This is a genomic window from Burkholderia crassaminum, assembly GCF_964265005.1.
In the GTDB taxonomy this organism is placed as follows: Bacteria; Pseudomonadota; Gammaproteobacteria; order Burkholderiales; family Burkholderiaceae; genus Burkholderia.
The window spans coordinates 3,439,040-3,460,401 of the sequence record NZ_OZ183799.1 but is presented as its reverse complement, the minus strand read 5'-3'; the positions used below and the strand labels follow the sequence as shown (position 1 = coordinate 3,460,401).

At 68.2% G+C, this 21,362-nt stretch carries 17 protein-coding genes; 10 read left to right on the top strand and 7 right to left on the bottom strand.

Annotation, left to right across the window (positions count from 1 at the left end):
* Positions 1–182: 182 nt before the first annotated feature.
* A complete protein-coding gene (locus ACPTTF_RS16045) occupies positions 183–1,103 on the bottom strand; it encodes a LysR substrate-binding domain-containing protein (RefSeq protein WP_423371718.1) in 921 nt (306 codons plus the stop codon).
* A 112-nt stretch (positions 1,104–1,215) separates the two neighbouring features.
* Here ACPTTF_RS16045 and ACPTTF_RS16040 point away from each other — a divergent pair, with 112 nt between their 5' ends.
* Positions 1,216–1,854: a glutathione S-transferase family protein gene (locus ACPTTF_RS16040; protein WP_423371717.1), complete on the top strand. Its 639-nt coding sequence runs from the start codon at positions 1,216–1,218 to the stop codon at positions 1,852–1,854.
* A gap of 55 nt (positions 1,855–1,909) precedes the next feature.
* Here the strand turns inward: ACPTTF_RS16040 and ACPTTF_RS16035 are convergent, their stop codons facing one another.
* The gene (locus ACPTTF_RS16035; protein WP_423371716.1) at positions 1,910–3,190 is read right to left on the bottom strand and encodes an MFS transporter; all 1,281 of its coding nucleotides are present in this window, start codon (positions 3,188–3,190) and stop codon (positions 1,910–1,912) included.
* Positions 3,191–3,296: 106 nt separating this feature from the next.
* Here ACPTTF_RS16035 and ACPTTF_RS16030 point away from each other — a divergent pair, with 106 nt between their 5' ends.
* The 3 genes from ACPTTF_RS16030 (at position 3,297) to ACPTTF_RS16020 (ending at position 5,050) form a co-directional block, all read left to right on the top strand.
* Positions 3,297–4,346 (top strand): LysR substrate-binding domain-containing protein, encoded by a 1,050-nt coding sequence (locus ACPTTF_RS16030; protein WP_423371715.1) that lies wholly within the window; start codon positions 3,297–3,299, stop codon positions 4,344–4,346.
* A gap of 96 nt (positions 4,347–4,442) precedes the next feature.
* On the top strand, positions 4,443–4,670 hold the full coding sequence (locus ACPTTF_RS16025; RefSeq protein WP_407062441.1) for a type II toxin-antitoxin system Phd/YefM family antitoxin: 228 nt from the start codon (positions 4,443–4,445) through the stop codon (positions 4,668–4,670).
* Positions 4,670–5,050 (top strand): type II toxin-antitoxin system VapC family toxin, encoded by a 381-nt coding sequence (locus ACPTTF_RS16020; protein ID WP_423371714.1) that lies wholly within the window; start codon positions 4,670–4,672, stop codon positions 5,048–5,050. Before ACPTTF_RS16025 ends, ACPTTF_RS16020 begins: the two co-directional genes overlap by 1 nt.
* A gap of 21 nt (positions 5,051–5,071) precedes the next feature.
* Here ACPTTF_RS16020 and dapA read toward each other — a convergent pair whose 3' ends face one another.
* The gene (gene dapA, locus ACPTTF_RS16015) at positions 5,072–5,965 is read right to left on the bottom strand and encodes a 4-hydroxy-tetrahydrodipicolinate synthase (RefSeq protein ID WP_423371713.1); all 894 of its coding nucleotides are present in this window, start codon (positions 5,963–5,965) and stop codon (positions 5,072–5,074) included.
* A 451-nt stretch (positions 5,966–6,416) separates the two neighbouring features.
* On the opposite strand from dapA, the gene ACPTTF_RS16010 reads away from it, so the two are divergent.
* Together ACPTTF_RS16010 and ACPTTF_RS16005 are read left to right on the top strand one after the other, a co-directional pair.
* Positions 6,417–7,436, top strand: coding sequence for a sulfate ABC transporter substrate-binding protein (locus tag ACPTTF_RS16010; protein WP_423371712.1), 1,020 nt, complete (start codon positions 6,417–6,419; stop codon positions 7,434–7,436).
* Positions 7,437–7,616: 180 nt separating this feature from the next.
* The gene (locus ACPTTF_RS16005) at positions 7,617–8,579 is read left to right on the top strand and encodes an ion channel (RefSeq protein WP_166962720.1); all 963 of its coding nucleotides are present in this window, start codon (positions 7,617–7,619) and stop codon (positions 8,577–8,579) included.
* A gap of 43 nt (positions 8,580–8,622) precedes the next feature.
* On the opposite strand, the gene ACPTTF_RS16000 is transcribed toward ACPTTF_RS16005, so the two are convergent.
* Positions 8,623–9,237, bottom strand: a complete 615-nt coding sequence (locus ACPTTF_RS16000) for a glutathione S-transferase family protein (RefSeq protein WP_166962722.1) — start codon at positions 9,235–9,237, stop codon at positions 8,623–8,625.
* A 198-nt stretch (positions 9,238–9,435) separates the two neighbouring features.
* A complete protein-coding gene (locus ACPTTF_RS15995; protein ID WP_423371711.1) occupies positions 9,436–9,987 on the bottom strand; it encodes a hypothetical protein in 552 nt (183 codons plus the stop codon).
* A 57-nt stretch (positions 9,988–10,044) separates the two neighbouring features.
* Between ACPTTF_RS15995 and ACPTTF_RS15990 the strand changes: the two genes are divergently transcribed.
* From ACPTTF_RS15990 to ACPTTF_RS15980, 3 genes are all read left to right on the top strand, one after another.
* Positions 10,045–10,602: a sugar O-acetyltransferase gene (locus ACPTTF_RS15990; RefSeq protein ID WP_423371710.1), complete on the top strand. Its 558-nt coding sequence runs from the start codon at positions 10,045–10,047 to the stop codon at positions 10,600–10,602.
* 917 nt (positions 10,603–11,519) lie between these two features.
* A complete protein-coding gene (locus ACPTTF_RS15985; protein ID WP_423371709.1) occupies positions 11,520–11,744 on the top strand; it encodes a hypothetical protein in 225 nt (74 codons plus the stop codon).
* 694 nt (positions 11,745–12,438) lie between these two features.
* Positions 12,439–16,011: an indolepyruvate ferredoxin oxidoreductase family protein gene (locus ACPTTF_RS15980; RefSeq protein WP_423371708.1), complete on the top strand. Its 3,573-nt coding sequence runs from the start codon at positions 12,439–12,441 to the stop codon at positions 16,009–16,011.
* 89 nt (positions 16,012–16,100) lie between these two features.
* On the opposite strand, the gene ACPTTF_RS15975 is transcribed toward ACPTTF_RS15980, so the two are convergent.
* Positions 16,101–17,510 carry a glycoside hydrolase family 1 protein gene (locus tag ACPTTF_RS15975; RefSeq protein WP_423371707.1) on the bottom strand — a complete coding sequence of 470 codons (1,410 nt, stop codon included), beginning with the start codon at positions 17,508–17,510 and terminating at the stop codon, positions 16,101–16,103.
* A 430-nt stretch (positions 17,511–17,940) separates the two neighbouring features.
* Positions 17,941–19,608 carry a Na+/H+ antiporter gene (locus tag ACPTTF_RS15970; RefSeq protein ID WP_423371706.1) on the bottom strand — a complete coding sequence of 556 codons (1,668 nt, stop codon included), beginning with the start codon at positions 19,606–19,608 and terminating at the stop codon, positions 17,941–17,943.
* A gap of 296 nt (positions 19,609–19,904) precedes the next feature.
* Between ACPTTF_RS15970 and ACPTTF_RS15965 the strand changes: the two genes are divergently transcribed.
* The gene (locus ACPTTF_RS15965; protein WP_166962734.1) at positions 19,905–21,191 is read left to right on the top strand and encodes a sensor domain-containing phosphodiesterase; all 1,287 of its coding nucleotides are present in this window, start codon (positions 19,905–19,907) and stop codon (positions 21,189–21,191) included.
* The last annotated feature ends 171 nt before the right edge of the window (positions 21,192–21,362 follow it).

Sequence of the window (21,362 nt, the reverse complement as noted above, 5' to 3'; positions counted from 1 at the left end):
GCGTGATCGCAGAATGCTTTCGATATCCTGACCATTCACTTGCACAACGTGGCGGGCGTGCAATATTTCCCGGCGGACGATGCGAGTCGGGCACTTTTACCCGGGCACGCGATGCGATGCATGAGCGCGTCCACGGCAGCCTGACCGTTCATTGATGGACGCGTGCCGCCGATCGCGTTGCGTCAGCGTCGCGGTGTGCGTCGCCGCACCTCGCTGCGCAACCAGTCGAGCCAGGTGCGGATCGCCGTTTCATGCGGATGGCCGGGGCGCCACACGACGTAGTGCGCATACACGTCGGTCACGCGCACCGTCGATACGCGCACGAGGGTGCCGTCGGCGAGTTCGGGTTCGATCAGCGAGCGGCGCGCGAGTGCGACGCCGCGTCCTTTCAGCGTCGCGTCGATCAGCGCGTTCGCATCGGTAAAACGTGGCGCGCGCGCGGATTCGGTAAGGTCGAGCCGGGCGGCCTGGAGCCACGGTTCCCAGGGCTGCGCGGGATGGCGCAGCAGCGTCGCGCGCACGAGATCGGCCGGCGCGCGCGGCGCGATGCCGTCGCGATTGCGGTACGCGGGGCTCGCGACCGGAAAGATCGTCTCGTTCATCAGCTTCTCGGCGACGACGCCCGGCCACGTGCCGGGCCCGTAGCGCAGCGCGACGTCGATGCGGTCGCGCTTGCGCAGCGGTGCGAGCGCCACGTCCGGGTGCAGCGCGATCGCGATGTGCGGATGCGCGGCGGAGAAGCGCGGCAGGCGCGGCGCGAGCCAGCGCTCGGCGACGCTCGGCAGCACGCTGACGTTCAGCGTGACGTCGCAGGTGCGCGGCCGGCTGCGTACCGTGAGGGCCGGCTCGAACGCGCGCTCGAGCACGCTGAGGCCCTGGCGCACCTGCAGCGCGAGCGCGTGCGCGGCGTGCGTCGGCGTCGCGCCGTTGCGTTCGCGCGTGAAGAGCGGGTAGCCGAGCTGCGCCTCGAGCGCGCGGATGTGCTGGCTGACCGCGCCTTGCGTGAGCGCGAGCTCATCGGCCGCGCGCGTGAAGCTCTGCAGCCGCACGGCGGTCTCGAACGCGCGCAGCGTCTGCAGCGGAGGAAGGTGGATGCGTCGCATGCGGGTATTAGTAACACTAATGTCCGAGCACGACAATTCATCGTTTGCGGCGGGCATGCACGCGTTCCTACACTCGGTTCCGTCTTCCACTGCCCCGTCGGGCCACACCACCATGAACGCATATCGTCTTTATCTTTCGCCGGGCGCCTGCTCGCTCGCCGCTCACATCGCGCTGGAGGAAACCGGCGCGCCGTTCGACGTCGAGATCGTCTCGGTGCAGAAGCAGCAGAACCTCGACGCGCGCTATCTCGCGATCAACGCGAAGGCGCGCGTGCCCGTGCTCGCGATTCCGGGCGAGCCGCGCGTGCTGACCGAAACGCCGGCGATCCTCACGTATCTCGCGCGCCGTTATCCCGATGCGCAATTGTTGCCGCTCGGCGACCCGCTGCGCGAGGCGCGGTGCCACGAATGGCTCGCCTGGCTGGTCGGCTGGGTGCATGGCGTCGGTTACGGCGCGCTGTGGCGGCCGGGCCGCTTCATCGGCGATCCGGCGCTGCACGGCGCGGTCAGCACGCACGGGCGCGGCACGATCGAAGCTGCGAACGAGACGATCGAAGCCGCGCTCGCCGACGGTCGGACGTGGGCCGAGCCGGGCGCGCATTCGATCGTCGATCCGTTCCTGTTCGTGCTGTATCGCTGGGGTGTCGCGATCGGATTCGACATGACGCAGTACCCCGCGTGGACGGCCCATGCGCAGCGCGAGGCCGAACGGCCGGCCACGCGACGCGCGCTGGCGCGCGAGGCGGGCTGACGCAGGCGTGGGCGTTCGTGGTGCAGGCCACGCGCCCGAGTGCAATGCGCTCGCGTCAGCGCGTGGCGAACAGCGGATAGGTCGCGCCGGCGACCAGCGCGGCCGCGAGCCAGACCACGCTCCACGAACTGACGGCGAGCAGCGGCGGAATCGCGAGCGGCGTCGCGAACAGCCCGAGGTAGACGACCGTGTTCGCCATCCCGAGCGCGGTGCCCGCGTGGTTCGCACCCGCGAGCGTCGCGAGCTCCGTGTACGCGACGCCATGCCACGCCGATACGCAGACGCCTGCGAACACCAGAATCGCGACGATCGCGGCGAGCGGCACGTGCGGGCTGCCGGCCGTCGCGGCTGCGAGCAGCGTGAACGAGCCGGCCGCGACGAGCACCGAGCCGCGCAGGTACGCGCGCCGGTTGCCGTGCCGGTCGGTATGGCGGCCGCTCCAGACGCGCATCACCATCGCGCCGAGCTGCAGCACGACCATCGCCGAGCTGATGCCGGCGAGGCCGAGCCGGCCGAAGTCGTGCAGGAACACCGTCGCGAACGTGAGCACCGCGAACTGCGGCGCGCACAGCAGGCCGATGCCGAGCACGATGCGCCACACGCGGGCGCTCGCGAGCGGACCGTGCGCGAGCCGTGCGGGTTGCACGGGTTGCGGACGTGCGGCTGGTCGATGCGCGACGCCGGGTGTGGCGGCCGGTTCGGCGGGCGGTTCGTGCAGCCAGCGCCAGGTCAGCACGGCCGACCCGGCGCACAGCAGCATCAGCGTACCGAATACCGCGGCGAACCCCAGATGCGACGCGAGCGACGGCAGGAGCGCCGCGCCGATGCCGCCGCCGAGCGGCACGGCCGTCTGGCGGATGCTCATCGCGAGCCCGCGTTCGCGCTCGCCGAACCAGCGCATCACCGCGCGCCCGCTCGACCCGTTCACGCTGCCGCCGAGCAGGCCGACGCAGCACATCGCCGCGACGACGCGCGCAAGCGGCGGCACCGCGTGCGCGCTCGGGACGAGCGTGCACACCATCAGCGCGAGCATGGCGGCCGTCGCGACGAGCCCGGTCAGCAGTACGCGGCGATCGCCGAAACGGTCGGCGGCGATTCCCCACGGCAGCTCGGACAGCGCGACGCCGAAGCCGAGCGCGCCGAGCACGAGGCCGAGCGCGCCGTTGTCGAGGTGGTAGGCCGTGCGCATCCACACGGCGGTGGTCGGAATGCCTGCCGCCGCGGCCGAAAAGCTCATGTTCGCGGCCACGCCGGCGGCCAGCACGCGCCAGCGATGGGCCGGGCCGCGTGCGTCGCGGGCGGGCGAGGAGGGAGTGGCGATGCAGGTGGTATCCATGGCGGCAGGCCCGGTTGGAAATTGACATCGACAGTCTGGCCGCCTACATTCATCCTGAAAATCGGAAAGTTTTTGATTAATCGTTCGATAAAACGGGATGGTTGATATGTCCGGACACGACATTCCGCGCGACGGTGGCGCTGCGCTCGCGCTGGCCGATGCCGCGCTGGCCCGGCCCAACTTCGACGTGGCGGCGCTGCGCAGCCTCGTCGCGGGCGTGGATCTCGGCAGTTTTGCGAAGGCGGCCGACCGCGTCGCGCGCTCGTCGTCGGCGGTGAGCGCGCAGATCCGCAAGCTCGAGGAGCAGGCAGGCACGCCGTTGTTCGTGAAGGCCGGACGCGGGCTCGCGCTGACCGATGCCGGCGACGCGATGCTGCGTTATGCGCGGCGGATGATCGAGCTGAACGACGAGGCCGCCGCGGCCGTGCGCGGCGTGAATCTCGACGGCTGGGTGCGCGTCGGGTTGCAGGAGGATTTCGGCGAGGCGATCCTGCCTGACGTGCTCGGGCGGTTCGCGCGTGCGCATCCGAAGGTGAGGATCGAGGCGCGTGTGGCGCGCAATGCCGACCTGCTCGACCGGCTCGACGCGAACCAGCTCGATCTCGCGCTCGTGTGGGGCGATCCGGCGTCGGCGGCGCTCGTGTCGCGGGCCGGGATCGACAGCGAGGTGATCGCGCAGGTGCCGATGCAGTGGGTCGGGGCGGCGGGGGCGGGCGGGTTCGGCATGCCGGGTGGGGCCGACGAGGGTGCGGAAGGCGGGGCGGATGCCGCGCACGCCGTAGCGGGCGGCCGTGCCGCGGGCGAGGCGCTGCCGCTCGTCGTGTTCGACCGGCCGTGCCGCTTCTTCGGCGCCGCGACCGATGCGCTCGATCGCGCGGGCGTGCCGTGGCGCATCGCGTTCACGACGCCGAGTCTCGCCGGGTTATGGGCGGCGGCGGCGGCCGGCCTCGGGCTGACGGTGCGTTCGCACTACGGGCTGCCCGCGTCGGTGCGCGTGCTCGATGCGGCGTCGTGCGGATTGCCGGCGCTGCCGAGCCTGCCGCTGATCCTGCTGCGGCGCACGTCGTCGGCAACCCCGACGGTCGATCGGCTCGCGCGGATCGTGACGCAGGCGGTAAGGGATGCGACGGAGGGGGCGGTGGCGTTGGCGGCGTGATGCCGAGCGACGTACGTGAGTCTGGCTGGACGTTCGGCCTATTGGAGCAATGGGGCGAATGTCGTGAGAATGGTGGGTCACTCAATGGAGCCCATCATGCAAGTTGCCACTGTCCCCGAAGCCACGATCGATCTCCAACGGCTGCTCGATGCCGCGATCGCAGGCGAACGCGTTGTGATCATGCAGGACGGCAAGCAGTCGGTCCGGCTTGTGCCGCTCAGGCCGATTCACCCATTCGGTGCCCTCGAGGGGCAGATGTGGATTGCGGATGACTTCGATGCGCCGCTTTCCGTCGAAGAACTGGCCGCATTCATGGGGAAGTAATGCGGCTGCTGTTCGATACGCACATCTTTCTCTGGGCAGTGGCGAACGATCCGAAGCTGAGCGCTCGCGCGCGCAGCCTGATTACCGCTGCAGATGAAGTGTTCGTCAGCAGCGCGAGCATTTGGGAAGTGGCGATCAAGGCCGGGAAGGGAAAGCTGGATGTCGATGTGGATCGTCTGGTCGACAAGATCAACACGAGCGAGTACCGCGAACTGCCGGTTCGCGTCGCGCACAGCGCTGCCGTGCGCCATCTGCCCCACTATCATCTCGATCCGTTCGACCGGCTGCTCGTCGCGCAGGTGTGGTGTGAACCGCTGCTGCTTGTCACCGCGGACGGCCATCTTTCGCAGTATGGCGCGTCCCGGATTCTGACGGTCTGAAACAGTTTTCGGCTCGAAATCCTACGCCGCTGCGGCAGCTTGCGTCGACGCTTCGAGCGCCGCACAGATCGTTGCCAGTCGCTCCCTCAACCCGTCACTCGCGGGCACGAACGGCAGCCGCAACCCGTCCTCGCACCACCCTTGCGCGGCCAGCACGGCCTTCACGGGTGCCGGGTTCGGCTCCGCGAACAGCGCCGCGACGAGCGGCTGCAGCGCGACCGACAGGCGCCGCGCATCGGCGAGCCGGCCGTCGCGCAGCAGCGCATGGATGCGCACATGCCATTCGGGCAGCACGTGCGCGCTGCTCGCGATCGCGCCGTGCGCACCGGCGCACATCGCCGCGAAGTTCTGGTTGTCGTCGCCGGACAGGATCGCGAGCGGCGTGTCGTGCACGAGCCGGCTCATCCGGTCGAGCGTACCGCCGCATTCCTTGATGCCCGCGACGCGCGGGTCGCGCGCAAGCGCCTGCAGCGTGTCCAGTTCGACGTTCACGCCGGTGCGGTACGGGATGTTGTAGACGAGCACCGGCAGGTCGGCCGCGTCGACGATCGCCTCGACGTGGCGGCGGATACCGTCCTGCGTCGGCCGCACGTAGACGGGCGGCGTGACGAGCAGCCCGTCCGGCCGTAGTGCCGCGAGTTCGCGTGCACGAGCGGCCGCGAAATGCGTCGCGCTCGCGGTCAGCCCGACAATGATCGGCCGTCCGGGCGCCGCGTCGCGCAGCGTCGCGAACACGGCGTCCTGTTCGCGCGCGTCGAGCAGCACGCCTTCACCGGTCGTCGCGCCCGCGACGAACCCCGCGATGCCCGCGCCCGCATAGTGGCGCGCGAGTCGCGCGAGCGCGGCATGGTCGACTTCGCCGTGGTGGAACGGCGTGATGATCGGCAGCCAGATACCTTCGAAACGTGTGTTCATGCAAAGCCTCATGGTGGAAACGGAGTGGGAAGGAACCGTTCCGCCGGCGGAGGGCCGGAGCGAGGCATGCGTGCAAGGAGAATGAAACGACCTGCGGGCATCCCGTCCGGCATTCGCCTGACGGGACGCGACGTCCCCGTCAGTCGAGGAGTCGTTTTTTCAGTTTCAGCCCGGCCGCGCGCGTACCTGCCGCGATGGCGCCGAGGATCGGAAGCGAGCGCTGGGTAGCGGACATGGATGAACCGTAAGTGGGCTGAGCGGCGATCTTAACACCGGATTCGATGCGCGCGCGAGCGTCCACCGCCGTTTAGCAGGATTCGAGATTTGCTTTCCACGACTGATTGGAAAGCGCGCCGCGCCCGGCCGCTAGAATGCCCGCTTACGTTTCGATGACAGCGCGTACGCGTGCCGTCACGCACATTCACCACCACTGGAAACGGGGCATATCACGATGGCAAGCATGAAGGGGATCGGCCGCTGGCTGCATACGGGCGCGGCGGCGGCGCTGGTCGTGGCGGCGACGGCGGCGCACGCGGATACGTCGATCCTGAACGTGTCGTACGACGTGACGCGCGAGCTTTACAAGGACATCAACACGGGCTTTGCCGCCGCCTACAAGCAGAAGACCGGCGAGACGGTCGCGATCAAGCAGTCGCACGGCGCGTCGAGCGCGCAGGCGCTGTCGGTGCTGCAGGGGCTGCAGGCCGACGTCGTGACGATGAACCAGCCGAACGACATCGACCTGCTCGCCGAGCGCGGTCAGTTGCTGCCGAAGGACTGGCGCGCACGCTTCCCGGACAACAGCTCGCCGTATTCGACCACGATGGTGTTCCTGGTGCGCAAGGGCAACCCGAAGGCGATCAAGGACTGGAGCGATCTGGCGAAGCCGGGCGTCCAGGTGATCATCGCGAACCCGAAGACGTCGGGCAACGGCCGCTACGCGTATCTCGCCGCGTGGGGCTTCCAGAAACAGAAGGGCGCGACCGACCAGCAGGCGATCGACTTCGAGAAGGCGATCTTCCGCAACGTGCCGGTGCTCGACTCGGGCGGCCGCGGTGCGACGACCACGTTCACGCAGCGCGGCATCGGCGACGTGCTGGTCACGTTCGAGAACGAAGTCGCGCTGATGGACACCGGTGCATCGGGCGCGCAGTTCGACGCCGTGTATCCGTCGGCGAGCATTCTGGCGGAGCCGCCTGTCGCCGTCGTCGACAAGGTCGTCGACAAGAAGGGCACGCGCAAGGTCGCGCAGGCGTATCTCGACTACCTGTACACGCCGGAAGCGCAGGAGATCATCGCGCAGCACCATCTGCGCCCGCGCGACGCGAATGTGCTGAAGAAGCATGCCGCCGAGTTCAAGGCGCTGAAGACCTTCAGCGTCGAGCAGGTTTTCGGCAGCTGGGCGAACGCGCAGAAGACGCATTTCGCGGACGGCGGCACGTTCGACCAGGTGATCGTCGACCGGAAGTGAGCGCCGCACACATCGCGCGCTTGTCCGCACGCTGACGACGCAGCCGGCCGCTTCCGCGGCCGGCTTTTTTTTGTGCCGCGCGGCCGGCGGCGCGGCGGAGGTCCATTCCGAACCGGCCCGCATTCCCGGCCGCTGCCGCGCGTGCTACGCTCGTCGCCTCCCTGCTTCCGGCGCCGCGCGATGAATGTCGATTCGTCCTCCCCAGCCTCCCGCGGCCGTGGCCGCAAGATCTGGTCGGGCACGCGCCCGGTCATTGCGTACGGGATGCCGCCGCTCGGCTGGCGCGACCTCTATCACCGCGCGCTGACGGTGAGCTGGCCCGTATTCTTCCTGTCGCTCGCCGTGCTGTTCCTGCTGCTCAACGGCGGCTTTGCAACGCTCTACCTGCTCGGCCGCGAGCCGATCGCGAACCAGTCGCCGGCCGGATTCGGCGGCGCGTTCTTCTTCAGCGTCGAGACGCTCGCGACCGTCGGCTATGGCGACATGCATCCGCAGACCCTCTATGCGCACCTGGTCGCGACGTTCGAGATCTTCATCGGGATGTCGGGCATTGCGCTGGCCACGGGGCTCGTGTTCGCGCGGTTTTCGCGGCCGCAGGCGAAGATCCTGTTCGCGCGCAACGCGATCGTCCGGCCGCTGAACGGCAGGATGACGCTGATGGTGCGGGCCGCGAACGCGCGCCAGAACGTGATTGCCGAGGCGCAGGCGAAACTGCGGCTGATGCGTATCGAAGGCACGCACGAGGGCTACACGCTGCGCAAGATTCACGACCTGCCGCTCGTGCGCAGCGAGCATCCGATTTTCCTGCTCGGCTGGAACCTGATGCACGTGATCGACGAATCGAGCGCGCTGTTCGGCGAGACGCCCGAATCGCTCGCGGCGCGCGACGCGTCGTTGCTGATCACGATCGAAGGCTCGGACGAGACGACCGCGCAGGTGATGCAGGCGCGTCACACGTGGGTGCACGGCGAGATCCGCTGGCGTCACCGCTATGTCGACCTGATGCACGACGAAGACGGCATCACGCACATCGACTACACGCATTTTCATGAAGTCGTGCCGATCGACGTCGACACCGACGAGCGCGGCTCGCCGGGCGTGGTGGTCGAAGCGGGCGCCGCGGCGTCGGGCCCCGCCGCGTAGGTGCGCTCGCGGGCGGCTGGCGCCGCCGCCCACGCGCTACAAGTCACGCATGCAGCAGGCGCGCTGCTTCGCGCTGTTCGATCGCGACCGCGCGGCGGAAGGCGTCACGGTCCTCCGCACGCGCGACATAGTCGCCGAGCACGCCTTCGTGCGGCAGCAGATGCGCGTCGAATGCGATCTTCAGCGTGCTGGCGAGCAGCAGGTCGGCCGCGGTGAAGCGGTCGCCGACGAGCCACGGGCTATGGGCAAGCGCCTGGGCGAGTGCGCGCTGCACGCGTGTGATGTTGCCCCAGCCGAACGCGACGGGATTGCCCGACGCGCCGGTGAATTTCTCGGCCATCGCCGGTTCGAGGCAGGTCGGTGTGAAGAACATCCATTGGAGAAAGCGGCCGCGCAGCGGATCGTCGGGTGCGATGCCGAGCCCGGCACCCGGACAGCGGTCGGCAAGATAGAGCAGGACGGCGCCCGATTCGGCGAACGGCACGCTGCCGTCGTCGAGCGCGGGCAGCTTGGCCATCGGGTTGACCTGCACGAACGCGTCGCTGCCTTGCTCGTGCGAGCGCAGGTCGATCGGCACGAGTTCGTACACCACGCCGAGTTCCTCGAGCATCCACAACGCCCGGAATGCCCGGGTCTTCGGCCAGTAGTAGAGCTTCATCGTGCCTCCGCGTTTGGGTGCAGCTGTCGGTCCGGTGGATGCTCAAGCGTATCCGAGCGCCGGAGGTTCGGACAGGGGCGCCCGGCGAGGGGTGTCCATCTGCGGGTGACGGCCGGATGCGTTGTGTGTCGGGCGGAAAACCGGGCAACGCCTGATCTCATAAGGGAGTTGGTGAGTAACTAGTAATGCTAAAACTAGTTATATATAAGGCGAAAAATCCCGGAATTGGCCGGCGTCACTTGCACGGCATTGCCGCTCCCGCAGCGCCCGCAACACCGGCAGCGCTCGCGGCACCGTCAGCACCGACAGCACCGACAGCACCGACAGCACCGACAGCACCGACAGCACCGACAGCACCGACAGCACCGACAGCACCGACAGCACCGACAGCACCGACAGCACCGACAGCACCGACAGCACCGACAGCACCGACAGCACCGACAGCACCGACAGCACCGACAGCACCGAAAGCACCGAAAGCACCGAAAGCACCGAAAGCACCGAAAGCACCGAAAGCACCGAAAGCACCGAAAGCACCGAAAGCACCGAAAGCACCGAAAGCACCGAAAGCACCGAAAGCACCGTCAGCACCGAAAGGACCGTCAGCACCGTCAGCACCGTCAGCACCGAAAGGACCGTCAGCACCGAAAGCACCGAAAGCACCGAAAGCACCGAAAGCACCGAAAGCACCGAAAGCACCGAAAGCACCCGCAGCGCTTGCAGCGTCCGCGCACAAGCCAACACTGGCATCCGGCCGCGCTCACCGACGCAACGCGAAACACGGAAATCATGGGAGACAACTCGCGCATGGCAAACGACGACCGCACCACGATCATTCCGAGAAGAACGCCGGAATCGGCGGCGATGGTGGCCGAGGTCAAGCGGGCGATGGCGATCGCCGCGCGGATCAACCGCCTGACATTCGACGATGCCGCTGAAGTCCGCGCATTGTTCGGCGAACTGATCGGCACGCCGGTGGACGACGGCTTCGTGCTGATCCCGCCGTTCCATGCGACGGGCGGCACCGGCATGAAGCTCGGGCGCAACGTGTTCGTCAACCAGAACTGCACGTTCTACGATCTCGGCGGGCTCGAGATCGGCGACGACGTGATGATCGGGCCGAACGTCAGCCTCATCACGTCGGGCCACCCCGTCGAACCTTCGCGGCGGCGCGACTTCGTCATTGCGCAGCCGATCGTGATCGGACGGAACGTATGGATCGGCGCCGGCGCGACGATCATCGGCGGTGTGACGGTGGGCGAGAACTCGGTGGTTGCGGCCGGCGCGGTCGTCACGCGGGATGTCGCGCCGAATGTGCTGGTCGGCGGTAATCCGGCCGCTGTCCTCCGGTCGATTGCCGAATGACGCTGCGAGCGGGCGCGCGCCTGTTCGAAGCAGTCTGGCCGGCCGGATGTGGATAACCCGCCCGCGAGGCGACTCGAAACGCTGTGCATTTGAATGGTGAGGGTGCGGCCGAGGCCGTCCGGGCGGGGCTTTCCGGTGACTGTTCGATAGCTGCCGGCGGGTGCGCGAGCCGCGCCTGCCGATGTTCAGGCGAAGGTCGCGCGGTGCGATCGGATGTGGATATCCCCACGCCGAAACGACTCGGCGCCCTGTGCATTTCACAGGTGAGGGTCACCGGATGATGCGAAGTGGATGAAGCGGGTTGTGGACAACTCACCCACGAAACGACGCGAAATGCTGTGGAATTCAACGGTGAGGGTCGGCGCCCGATCCCGTGGCGCGCCTTTTCCGGCGCGGTTTCCTGACTTTTGCCGAGGTTCAGCGCGCCGCGCATTCTAGCCGAACGCGCGCGTGCGTGGCCGAACCGCGCATGCGCCCCGACGTGGATATCCCGGCATCGGCTGCCACCCGAAGGGCCGTGCATTCTAACGGCGAGCGCGGTGGAGTGGTCTGCAATGCGCGGATTTTGCCGCGCATCGCCGCGTTCGCGAGCGACTCGACGTGCCCGGCGATGCAAAGGTGCGCATCAACACACGACAGAGGGCAGCGCACCAGAATGTGATCATCCGGCCGCCCAAGCCCAAGCCGGCACCCAAGCCGGCACCCAAGCCGAAACCCAAGCCGAAACCCAAGCCGACACCCAAGCCGACACCCAAGCCGACGTCGACGCCGCATGAAGCGTCTTGCACGTCCGGTTCGCACGCGAGCATGAGAGCATGAGAGCGAGGGCAGCACGTGCTCCCGTGTGGATATCCGGCTGCCGAAACGACTCGCGGCACTGTGCATTTCGACGGTGAGTGTCAGCGTCCGATCGGCCGATGAGCCGCTTCCGGCATGGATTGCCGGCCGGTGGCGCGTTGCCGGACGCGCATCCTCGATTGCGCGGCGGATGCGCGGCCCATGTGGATATCCTGCGTCCCGGATCACTCGAAGCGCTGTGGTTTTCAACGGTGAGGGTGCCCGCGCGGCAGGACGGCAACCCCGGATCGCGCGTGGATAACCGCCATTGCAGCAACTCGAAGCCCGGTGAATTTCAACGGTGAGCGTGAGCCCGCGATTGTGCAGCATGCGGGCTCCGGCGTGGCTATCCGGGCGAGATACAGGCCGACAAACCCACTCGCGATCCTGTGTATTCGAACGGTGAGGGTGAACGGCGGATCGACGCAATGTGTCGGTTCCGGTGTGGATATCCATCGCCGAAACCCACTCGCCGTGCTGTGAATTTCAACGGTGAGCGCCGGCACTCGAGCGTGCCTCATGGCGATAACGGTGTGGATATCCCGGCCCCCACGCCACTCCAAACGCTGTGCAATCGAACGGTGAGCGAGCCCGACCGGGGGAGCGGCATTGTGGACATCCCGCGCGGCCGACCAATCGCAACGCTGTGCATTTCAAGGGTGAGGGTGACCGCCTCCAGCCGCCGAAACCCTTGTCGCACGGGGCGCGAGCTTCAGTTGCCGCATTCCCGGGCCGTCGCCGGGCAATCGCGCGCTTTCCCGGCAGGCGGCCCGCCTGCCCCGACACGCCGCCCATCCCGCCCGATTGCCGTGCGCGAAAACTCACTCAAATTCCGGCAAAAAGCTGCGCAGTTTTTCTCGCCGCGGGCCCGGCCGAGCAAGATGAGAAAAAACATTCTCGGCTGCGCGCGAAAAAATAGAGCCATTCGCTGCCGGCCCCCACGCGTCGTCCGACGCCCCGCCACGCAGCCCAGAACAGCACAATCCGGAGACATCCCCCATGACCGCCCGCTTGCCCGTCGACGGCCCGCCCGTCCTGTCCGACTACCGCCTGACCGACAACCTGACCGCGACGCGCGGCCGGATCTTCCTCACCGGCACGCAGGCGCTGGTGCGCCTGCTGCTGATGCAGCGCACGGTCGACGCCGAACAGGGGCTCAACACGGCCGGCTTCGTCAGCGGCTATCGCGGTTCGCCGCTCGGCATGGTCGACCAGCAGCTGTGGAAGGCGAAGAAACTGCTCGACGCCGGCGGCGTGCGCTTCCTGCCCGCGATCAACGAGGAACTCGGCGGCACGGCCGTGCTCGGCACGCAGCGCGTCGAGGCCGATCCCGAGCGCACGGTCGAGGGCGTGTATGCGATGTGGTACGGCAAGGGCCCGGGCGTCGACCGCGCGGGCGATGCGCTGAAGCACGGCAACGCGTACGGTTCGTCGCCGCATGGCGGCGTGCTGGTGGTGGCGGGCGACGACCACGGCTGCGTGTCGTCGTCGATGCCGCACCAGAGCGACTTCGCGATGATCGCGTGGCACATGCCGGTCGTGAACCCGGCGAACATCGCCGACATGCTCGAATTCGGCCTGTACGGCTGGGCGCTGTCGCGCTACTCGGGCGCGTGGGTCGGTTTCAAGGCGATCTCCGAAACGGTCGAGTCGGGCTCGACCGTCGACCTCGACGCGTTGCAGACGCAGTGGCCGGCGCCTGAAGGTTTCACGCCGCCGGCAGGCGGCCTGCACAACCGCTGGCCGGACCTGCCGAGCCTCACGATCGAAGCGCGCCTCGCCGCAAAGCTCGACGCGGTGCGCCATTTCGCGCGCACCCACAGCATCGACAAGTGGATCGCGCCGAGCGCGCAGGCGAACGTCGGCATCGTGACCTGCGGCAAGGCGCATCTCGACCTGATGGAGGCACTGCGCCGCCTCGACCTGACGGTGGCCGACCTCGACGCGGCGGGCGTGCGGATCTACAAGGTCGGCCTGTCGTATCCGCTCGAGATGACGCGCATCGAAACCTTCGTCGACGGGCTCGCCGAAGTGCTCGTGATCGAGGAGAAGGGCCCGGTCATCGAGCAGCAGATCAAGGACTACCTGTACAACCGCACGGAAGGTGCGCGCCCGCGTGTGCTCGGCAAGCACGACGCCGCCGGCGCCTGCCTGCTGTCCGAGCTCGGTGAACTGCGCCCGTCGCGCATCCTGCCCGTGTTCGCCGACTGGCTCGCGCGCCACAAGCCGGCGCTCGATCGCCGCGAACGCGTCGTCGATCTCGTCGCGCCGCAGATCCTGTCGAACGAGGCGGACGCCGTGAAGCGCACGCCGTACTTCTGCTCGGGCTGCCCGCACAACACGTCGACGAAGGTGCCGGAAGGCTCGATCGCGCAGGCCGGCATCGGCTGCCACTTCATGGCGTCGTGGATGGAGCGCGACACGACAGGGCTGATCCAGATGGGTGGCGAGGGTGTCGACTGGGCCGCGCACGCGATGTTCACCAACACGAAGCACGTGTTCCAGAACCTCGGCGACGGCACCTACTTCCACTCGGGCATCCTCGCGATCCGCCAGGCGGTCGCCGCGAAAGCGAACATCACGTACAAGATCCTCTACAACGACGCGGTCGCGATGACGGGCGGCCAGCCGGTCGACGGCAGCATCTCGGTGCCGCAGATCGCGCGGCAGGTCGAGGCGGAAGGCGTGTCGCGCTTCGTCGTCGTGTCCGACGAACCGGAGAAGTACGACGGCCATCACGGGCAGTTCCCGACGGGCACGACGTTCCATCACCGCAGCGAACTCGACACGGTGCAGCGCGAACTGCGCGAGACGCCGGGCGTCACCGTGCTGATCTACGACCAGACCTGCGCGGCCGAGAAGCGCCGCCGCCGCAAGAAAGGCGAATTCCCCGACCCGGACAAGCGGCTGTTCATCAACGACGCGGTGTGCGAAGGCTGCGGCGACTGCGGCGTGCAGTCGAACTGCCTGTCGGTCGAGCCGCTCGAGACGCCGCTTGGCCGCAAGCGCCGCATCGACCAGTCGTCGTGCAACAAGGACTATTCGTGCGTGAACGGCTTCTGCCCGAGCTTCGTGACGGTCGAAGGCGCGGCGCTGAAGAAGGCCGCCGGTGCCGCGTTCGACGAAGCCGCGCTCGCCGCGCGCGTCGATGCGCTGCCGGTGCCGGCGACGCATCTCGACGCGGCACCGTTCGACATGCTCGTGACGGGTGTCGGCGGCACGGGCGTCGTGACGGTCGGCGCACTGATCAGCATGGCCGCGCACCTCGAAGGCAAGAGCGCATCGGTGCTCGACTTCATGGGCTTCGCGCAGAAGGGTGGCTCGGTGCTGTCGTTCGTGCGGATCGCATCGAGCGACAGGTGGCTCAACCAGGTGCGCATCGACACGCAGCAGGCCGACGTGCTGCTCGCGTGCGACATGGTCGTCGGCGCGAGCGCCGAGGCGCTGCAGACGGTGCGCCACGAGCGTTCGCGGATCGTCGTCAACACGCACCGGATCCCGAATGCATCCTTCGTGCAGAACCCCGACGCGAACCTGCATGCGGACGCGCTGCTCGAGAAGATGCACCACGCGGCCGGCGACGGCTACCTGTCGAGCTGCGACGCGCAGGCGCTCGCCGCGAAGTTTCTCGGCGACTCGATCGGCGCGAACATCCTGATGCTCGGCTATGCATGGCAGCTCGGCCTCGTGCCGGTGTCGCTCGCCGCGATGATGCGCGCGATCGAGCTGAACAACGTCGCGGTGCCGATGAACAAGCTCGCGTTCTCGATCGGCCGGATGGCGGCGGGCGACGCGGCGGGCCTCGATGCGTTGTGGAACGCGCGTCACACGGTGGCCGCGCATGCCGCGCCGGAGACGCTCGCCGAGCTGATCGCCGATCGTGAAGCGCGTCTCGACACGTACGGCGGCGCTCGTTATGTCGAGCGCTACCGTGCGCTCGTGAGCGCGGCGCGCGCGAAGGGCGACGACGCACTGACGCGCGCGGTCGCGACGACGTTCTACCGGCTGCTCGCGGTGAAGGACGAATACGAGGTCGCGCGGCTGTACACGGACGACGCCTTCCGCACGGCGCTCGAAGCGCAGTTCGAAGGCGTGCCGGGGCAGACCTATCGCGTGAAGTTCAACCTGGCGCCGCCAACGGTCGCGAAGGCCGGCAGTGACGGCAGCACGCCGAAGAAGCGTGTGTTTGGCCAGTGGATGTGGCCGGTGTTCGGCGTGCTGGCGCGCGTGCGCAGCCTGCGCGGCACGTGGCTCGATCCGTTCGGCCGCACCGTCGAGCGCAGGATGGAGCGCGCGCTCGCCGACGACTACGAGACGACGCTCGCGCGAGCGTTCGCCGTGACGACGGCCGGCAATGCGGCGCAAGTCACGCAGCTGGCCGACCTGCATGCCCGCGTGCGCGGCTTCGGTCACGTGAAGGTGCGCAACCTCGCCGGCGTGAAGCGCGCGGAGCGCGAGCTCGCGCTGCAACTCGGTATCGATGCGGCAACGAGCGCGGCCGTGCAGCACGCGCTCGACGAGATGAAGGGTGCGGGCATGCTGAAGGGGATTCCGGTCGTCGTCGCGAAGTAACGCGAGGCGCGGCGGCGCGTGCCGGCACGCCGCGCGAAGCACTTCCCGCGGCCCCGGCCGGCCTCCGCGCGCTGCCCGCCGGGTTCGCGTTACGCGACCGAATTGCCGGCGATGCAGCGCGAGTAGTACGCGAGGCTGCGCTTCGGTACGCGTTGCTGGGTGTTCGGATCGACGTGAATCAGGCCGAATTTCTTCGCGAACCCGCTGCCCCATTCCCAACTGTCCAGGCCGGCCCAATAAAACACCCCGCCAAGCCGCACACCTTGCCGGTACGCGTCGTGAGCCGACTTCAGGTAGTGGGCGAGATAGTCGATTCGCGGTCCGTCGTCGACCACGCCGCCGGCCGGTGCCGGCTCCTTGATCGCGAAGCCCGTCTCGGTGACGATGATCCGCGGAGCGCCATAGTCGTTGTGCACGCGCAGCAGCATTTCCGACATCCCGTACGGCTCGACCGGATATCCGGCGGTCTGGATTTCGTCGGCCGGGCTGTCGGCGATGGCGAAGCCGGAGCCTGCGGCCGCTTTCACGTAGAAGCAGTTGTAGTACTGCACGCCGAGGAAATCCGGCTTTGCGGCGATCGTTGCCAGGTCGCCGGGCTGGACGAGCGGCGCCAGTGCCGGCTGCAACGCGGCCGGATAACCCTTGCCGTAGAGTGGGTCGAGAAACGCGCGATGCCAGAGCGCGTCGAATTGCGCGGCGGCCGCCACGTCCGCGGCGGCGTTCGTCGCCGCGTGCACCGGGCGTCCGCTGATGGTCGTGCCGACCCGGGCCGCTCCCTGCACGTTCGCCCGGACCGCGTCGAACATCAAGCCTTGTGCGAGGTTCTGGTGATGGATGGCGGCGAACATCGCGCCGTTCGATTGCACGCCGGGCGGCATTGCGCCGAAGCCATAGCCGGCGAGCGCCACACCGTTGGGTTCGTTGAGCATCATCCAGTGCTTGACCCGATCGCCGAGGCGACGCGCGACGACCTGCGCGTAATCGGCCAGCCGGTACGCGATGTCGCGATTGCGGAAGTCGCCGGCCCAGACCGGGATGTCCCAGTGGAACAGCGTCAGGTACGGTACGAGCCGGTTCTCGAGCATCGTGTCGACCATCCGGTCGTACATCGACAGCCCCGCTTCGCTGACCGCGCCGGCGCGGTCCGGTTGCACGCGTGGCCACGCGACCGAGAAGCGGAACGCCTGGATGCCGGCTTGCCCGAGCAGCGCCAGGTCGCCTGGGTAGCGCGTGTCGAATTCGATGCAGCGCGCGTTCGTGGAGCCGTCGGCGATCTTGCCGGGTTGGTCGGCGAACCGATCCCAGTTGCTCGGTCCGCGGCCGTCCCGGCTTTCGATTTGCGGCGCGGCGGTGGCGACACCCCACACGAAATCATCGGCGAAGCGTGCGGAGGAGTCGATGGAATCGCCGCCGCAGGCGGACAGCATCCCGCTGCCGAGCACGGCGGTGCCTTGCGTCAGAAATCGTCTGCGACCTTGAAGCGATACGGGTTCGATCATGTGTTCACCGGTTCTCGGGGCGATGGGTTTCTGATGAAACGACGCATTCCTTTGGAACGCGACGTGTCCGGGTGGTTTGGAGTGCGATGTAAATAGTCGATGGCCGGCAAGCTGTGTCGCGAGCGAATCACCGATGTCGGTCGTGACCCCGCCGACGTTGGCTTCAGGGAATCCGCGTCGCGGCGGCGTGCGGGAAAAGAGGGATGGTAGTTGCGCTTTGTTTAAGTTTCTTTAAAACAACTTACAAAGCCGAGGATTTGCTTACTGGTGCCGCCGGCGATGTCGGCCGCAGGAAAGGGTGTGGCGCACCCCATTGGAAACCGGCAAGAGGCATTCGCCGGTCGAACAAAAAAAGCCGGGTTCCGCGCAATGCGGAACCCGGCTTTCGAGGGAGCGTCGAACGCGCGGTTTGGCCGCGCCGCCCGCTCCGTCAGAGAATGCCTTTCTTGCGCGTCGACAGCGCGGTCTCCGACAGGTCGATCTCGCGAAGCAGCTTCGTCAGCGTCTCGTCGGAAATCTTGCTGTCGCTGCGCAGCCGGTACAGCGCGGAGCGTTCCGCGCGCACGGCCGCGATTCGCATCTGCAGTTCCATCGTTTCGGCCTGCTTCGCTTCGGCGCGCGGCGCGGGGCCGTCCTCGGCGAGCGTCGCGAGGCGGCGGCGGTACTGGTCCATCACGCGAGCGGAGATATCCGCGCAGCGCGCGGCACCCGATTCGTCGAGATCGGCCGAGATCGCGTCGTGCGACGAGTCGATCGCGCGGATCGCGGCCTGCGCGGCGGCCGCGCGCGCGGCGCGCTCCTCGTCGCCGAGCGGGCTGCGCGACGAACGCACGCCACGCAGCAGCAGCGGCAGGCCGATCACCGCGACGACGAGCGAGCCGAGGATCACGGCCGACGCGACGAAGATCGCCGTGTCGCGGCCCGGCAGCGGCACGCCGTCGGACAGCGCGACCGGAATCGACAATACGCCGGCAAGCGTGACCGCGCCGCGCACGCCACCGACCGTCATCACCGCGATCGTGCGGATGCCGGCCATCGTGCCGGCGAGGCCCTGGCGCGCGGCGCGGCGGCTCGCGATCCAGCGCAGCAGCCAGACCCACAGGAAGCGGATCGCGTACAGCGCGAGCATCATCGCGCAGACGTTGAAGATCATTCTGCCGACGAGCGCGTCGCTCGTGTGGTGCGCGTCGACGAGCGTGCGACCGATGATGTGCGGCAGCTGCAGCCCGAGCATGATGAACACCATGCCGTTGAACACGAACTCGATCATCGCCCACGTGCTTTCGGCGCGTACGCGCGATGCAACGGTGCTTTTACGCGAGAAGCTCGTGTAATTCATCATCATCCCGGCCGACACGGCCGCCAGCACGCCCGACAGGTCGAGGTGCTCGGCGAACAGGTAGGCCGCGAACGGCACGAGCAGCGTCATCACGATGCCGGGGGCCGGATCGCCTTCCTGCTCGGCGTTCAGGAAGCGCGTCGACAGCGCGCTGAACACCCACGACACGATCGCGCCCGTGGCGAGCCCGCCGGCCGCGACGATCACGAACGTGACCGACGCGTCGCGCAGCGAGAACATGCCCGTCAGCGCGGCCGCGATCGCGAATTTCAGCGCGACGAGGCCCGACGCGTCGTTCATCAGCGCCTCGCCCTCGAGGATGTGCATCAGCTGCGGCGGGATCCGGCCCTTTCCTGCGATGCCCGACAACGCGACCGCGTCGGTGGGCGACAGCACGGCCGCGAGCGCGAACGCGATCGGCAGCGGCAACTCGGGTATCAGCCAGTGCGCGAAGTAGCCCACTGCGAGTACCGTCATGAATACGAGCCCGAATGCGAGCATCAGGATCGCGCGGCGCTGCAGGTACAGCTCGCGCTTCGGAATCCGCCAGCCGTCCGCGAACAGCAGCGGCGGAATGAACAGCAGCATGAAGATTTCGGGATCGAACGTGACGTGCAGGTTCAGCTTCGGCCACGCGAGCATCGCGCCGAAGGCGATCTGCATCAGCGGCAACGGCAGTTGGAACGGCAGGATGCGCGTGACGGCGCCGGACAGCGCGACGGTCAGCAGCAGGATCAGGACGGTGAAGACGATTTCCATCGATACGGCGAATACGGGGAATGAAACGATCGTACGGAGTGTAGCGTGACAGCGTGACGGGTGCGTTCGAGCGGCCGGTGCGTGCGCACGAAAATGGTGCGTCGTGCGTGTGCCACGATGGTGCGGCTGCCTGGTGCGCCCGCGCGGCGCTTGGGTTGTGCGCGCCTTGCACGGAGCTTGCTTGATGCTGGTCAGCCGTCCGGCTTCGACCGGGCAACCGAGGGTCCAACCATGACATTGCACGCGCCGTTCGCTTCGCCGGGCGCCGCGTTCGAAGGCATTAGCAGGAGGAAGGCATGACGATCGTGCAACAGGAGCGTCCGGCCGCCGCGTCGCCGTACCGGTTCGAGCGGGAGGTGAGTTCCGGCCTCGAACGTCTGGCGACGCAGCACCGCGACCTGACGCTCACGACCGTGTTCCAGCCGATTTTCAGCCTGTCGCACCAGCGTGCGGTGGGCTACGAGGCGCTGTTGCGTGCGCACGATGCGCTCGACCGCGCCGTGTCGCCGCTCGACGTGTTCGGCGAAGCCGCGCGCCAGGGCGAACTGCTGCAGCTCGACCGGCTCGCGCAGGCGCTGCATCTCGAGAACTTCGCGCTGCTCGGCGCCGAGCGCGAGTGGCTGTTCCTCAACGTGCATCCGGGCGTGCTCACCGACCCGTTCCAGGCGGCGGCGCTGCTCGCGAACCTGAAGCGGCTCGGCATGCCGCCGCGCCGCATCGTGCTCGAAGTGCTCGAACAGCGCGCGGAGGACGTCGAGCGGCTTGCCGAGGCCGTGCGCGAATTCCGCACGCACGGCTTCCTGATCGCGCTCGACGATTTCGGCGCGGGCCACTCGAATCTCGAGCGGATCTGGCAACTGAACCCGGACATCGTGAAGCTCGACCGGATCATGCTGTCGCACGCGGCACACCGGACAGGGCTCACCGCGATCCTGCACGGGCTCGTGACGCTGCTGCACGAGGCCGGCAAGCTGGTGCTCGTCGAGGGCATCGAGACCGAGCACGAGGCGCAGATCGCGCTGTCGTGCGAGGCCGATTTCGTGCAGGGCTACTACTTCGGGCGCCCGGCGCCGGGGCTGCCCGACAGTGCGGCCGCGACGGGCTGCATCGGCGAGCTGACCGAGCGTTTTCGCCAGCAGACCGAAGCGCGCGAGCGGCGCGATGCGCAGCGCCTCGCGCCGTACCTGCGCGCGTTCGAGCGCGCGGCCGAGCGTCTCGCGGCCGGCGAGCCGCTCGACGAGGTGTGCTGGAACTTCCTCGCGCTCGACGCGGCCGCGCGCTGCTTCCTGCTCGACGCGCACGGCCGCCAGTCGGGCCGCAACGTCGTGCTGCGCGCTGACCGCGCGCTCGCCGAGGCGCGCTTTTCGCCGCTGGCGGACGCGCAGGGCGCGAACTGGCTGCGCCGGCCGTATTTCCGCTCGGCGATCGCCGAGCCGGGGCGCGTGCAAGTCACCCGGCCATACCTGTCGATCAACGAGGCGCAGCCGTGCGTGACGCTGTCGGTGGCCGTGCGCGTCGGCGATGCGCAGCGCGTGCTGTGCGGCGACATCGACTGGGGCGACGACGAAGCGGACGCCGGCTAGCGCCCTCGCGCACCGCAGGCGGCGAGCAGGGCGATCGAAGCGGGCTGGCCAGTACCGCGCGCACCGCGGGCGGCGGGTGGGCAGGCGGGCCGGCCGTTGCGTTCGCCGCACGCTTCCCCGACAATGGCGCGACCGCGGCCATCGTGACCGCGGGCGCGCCGTCCCGGGGGC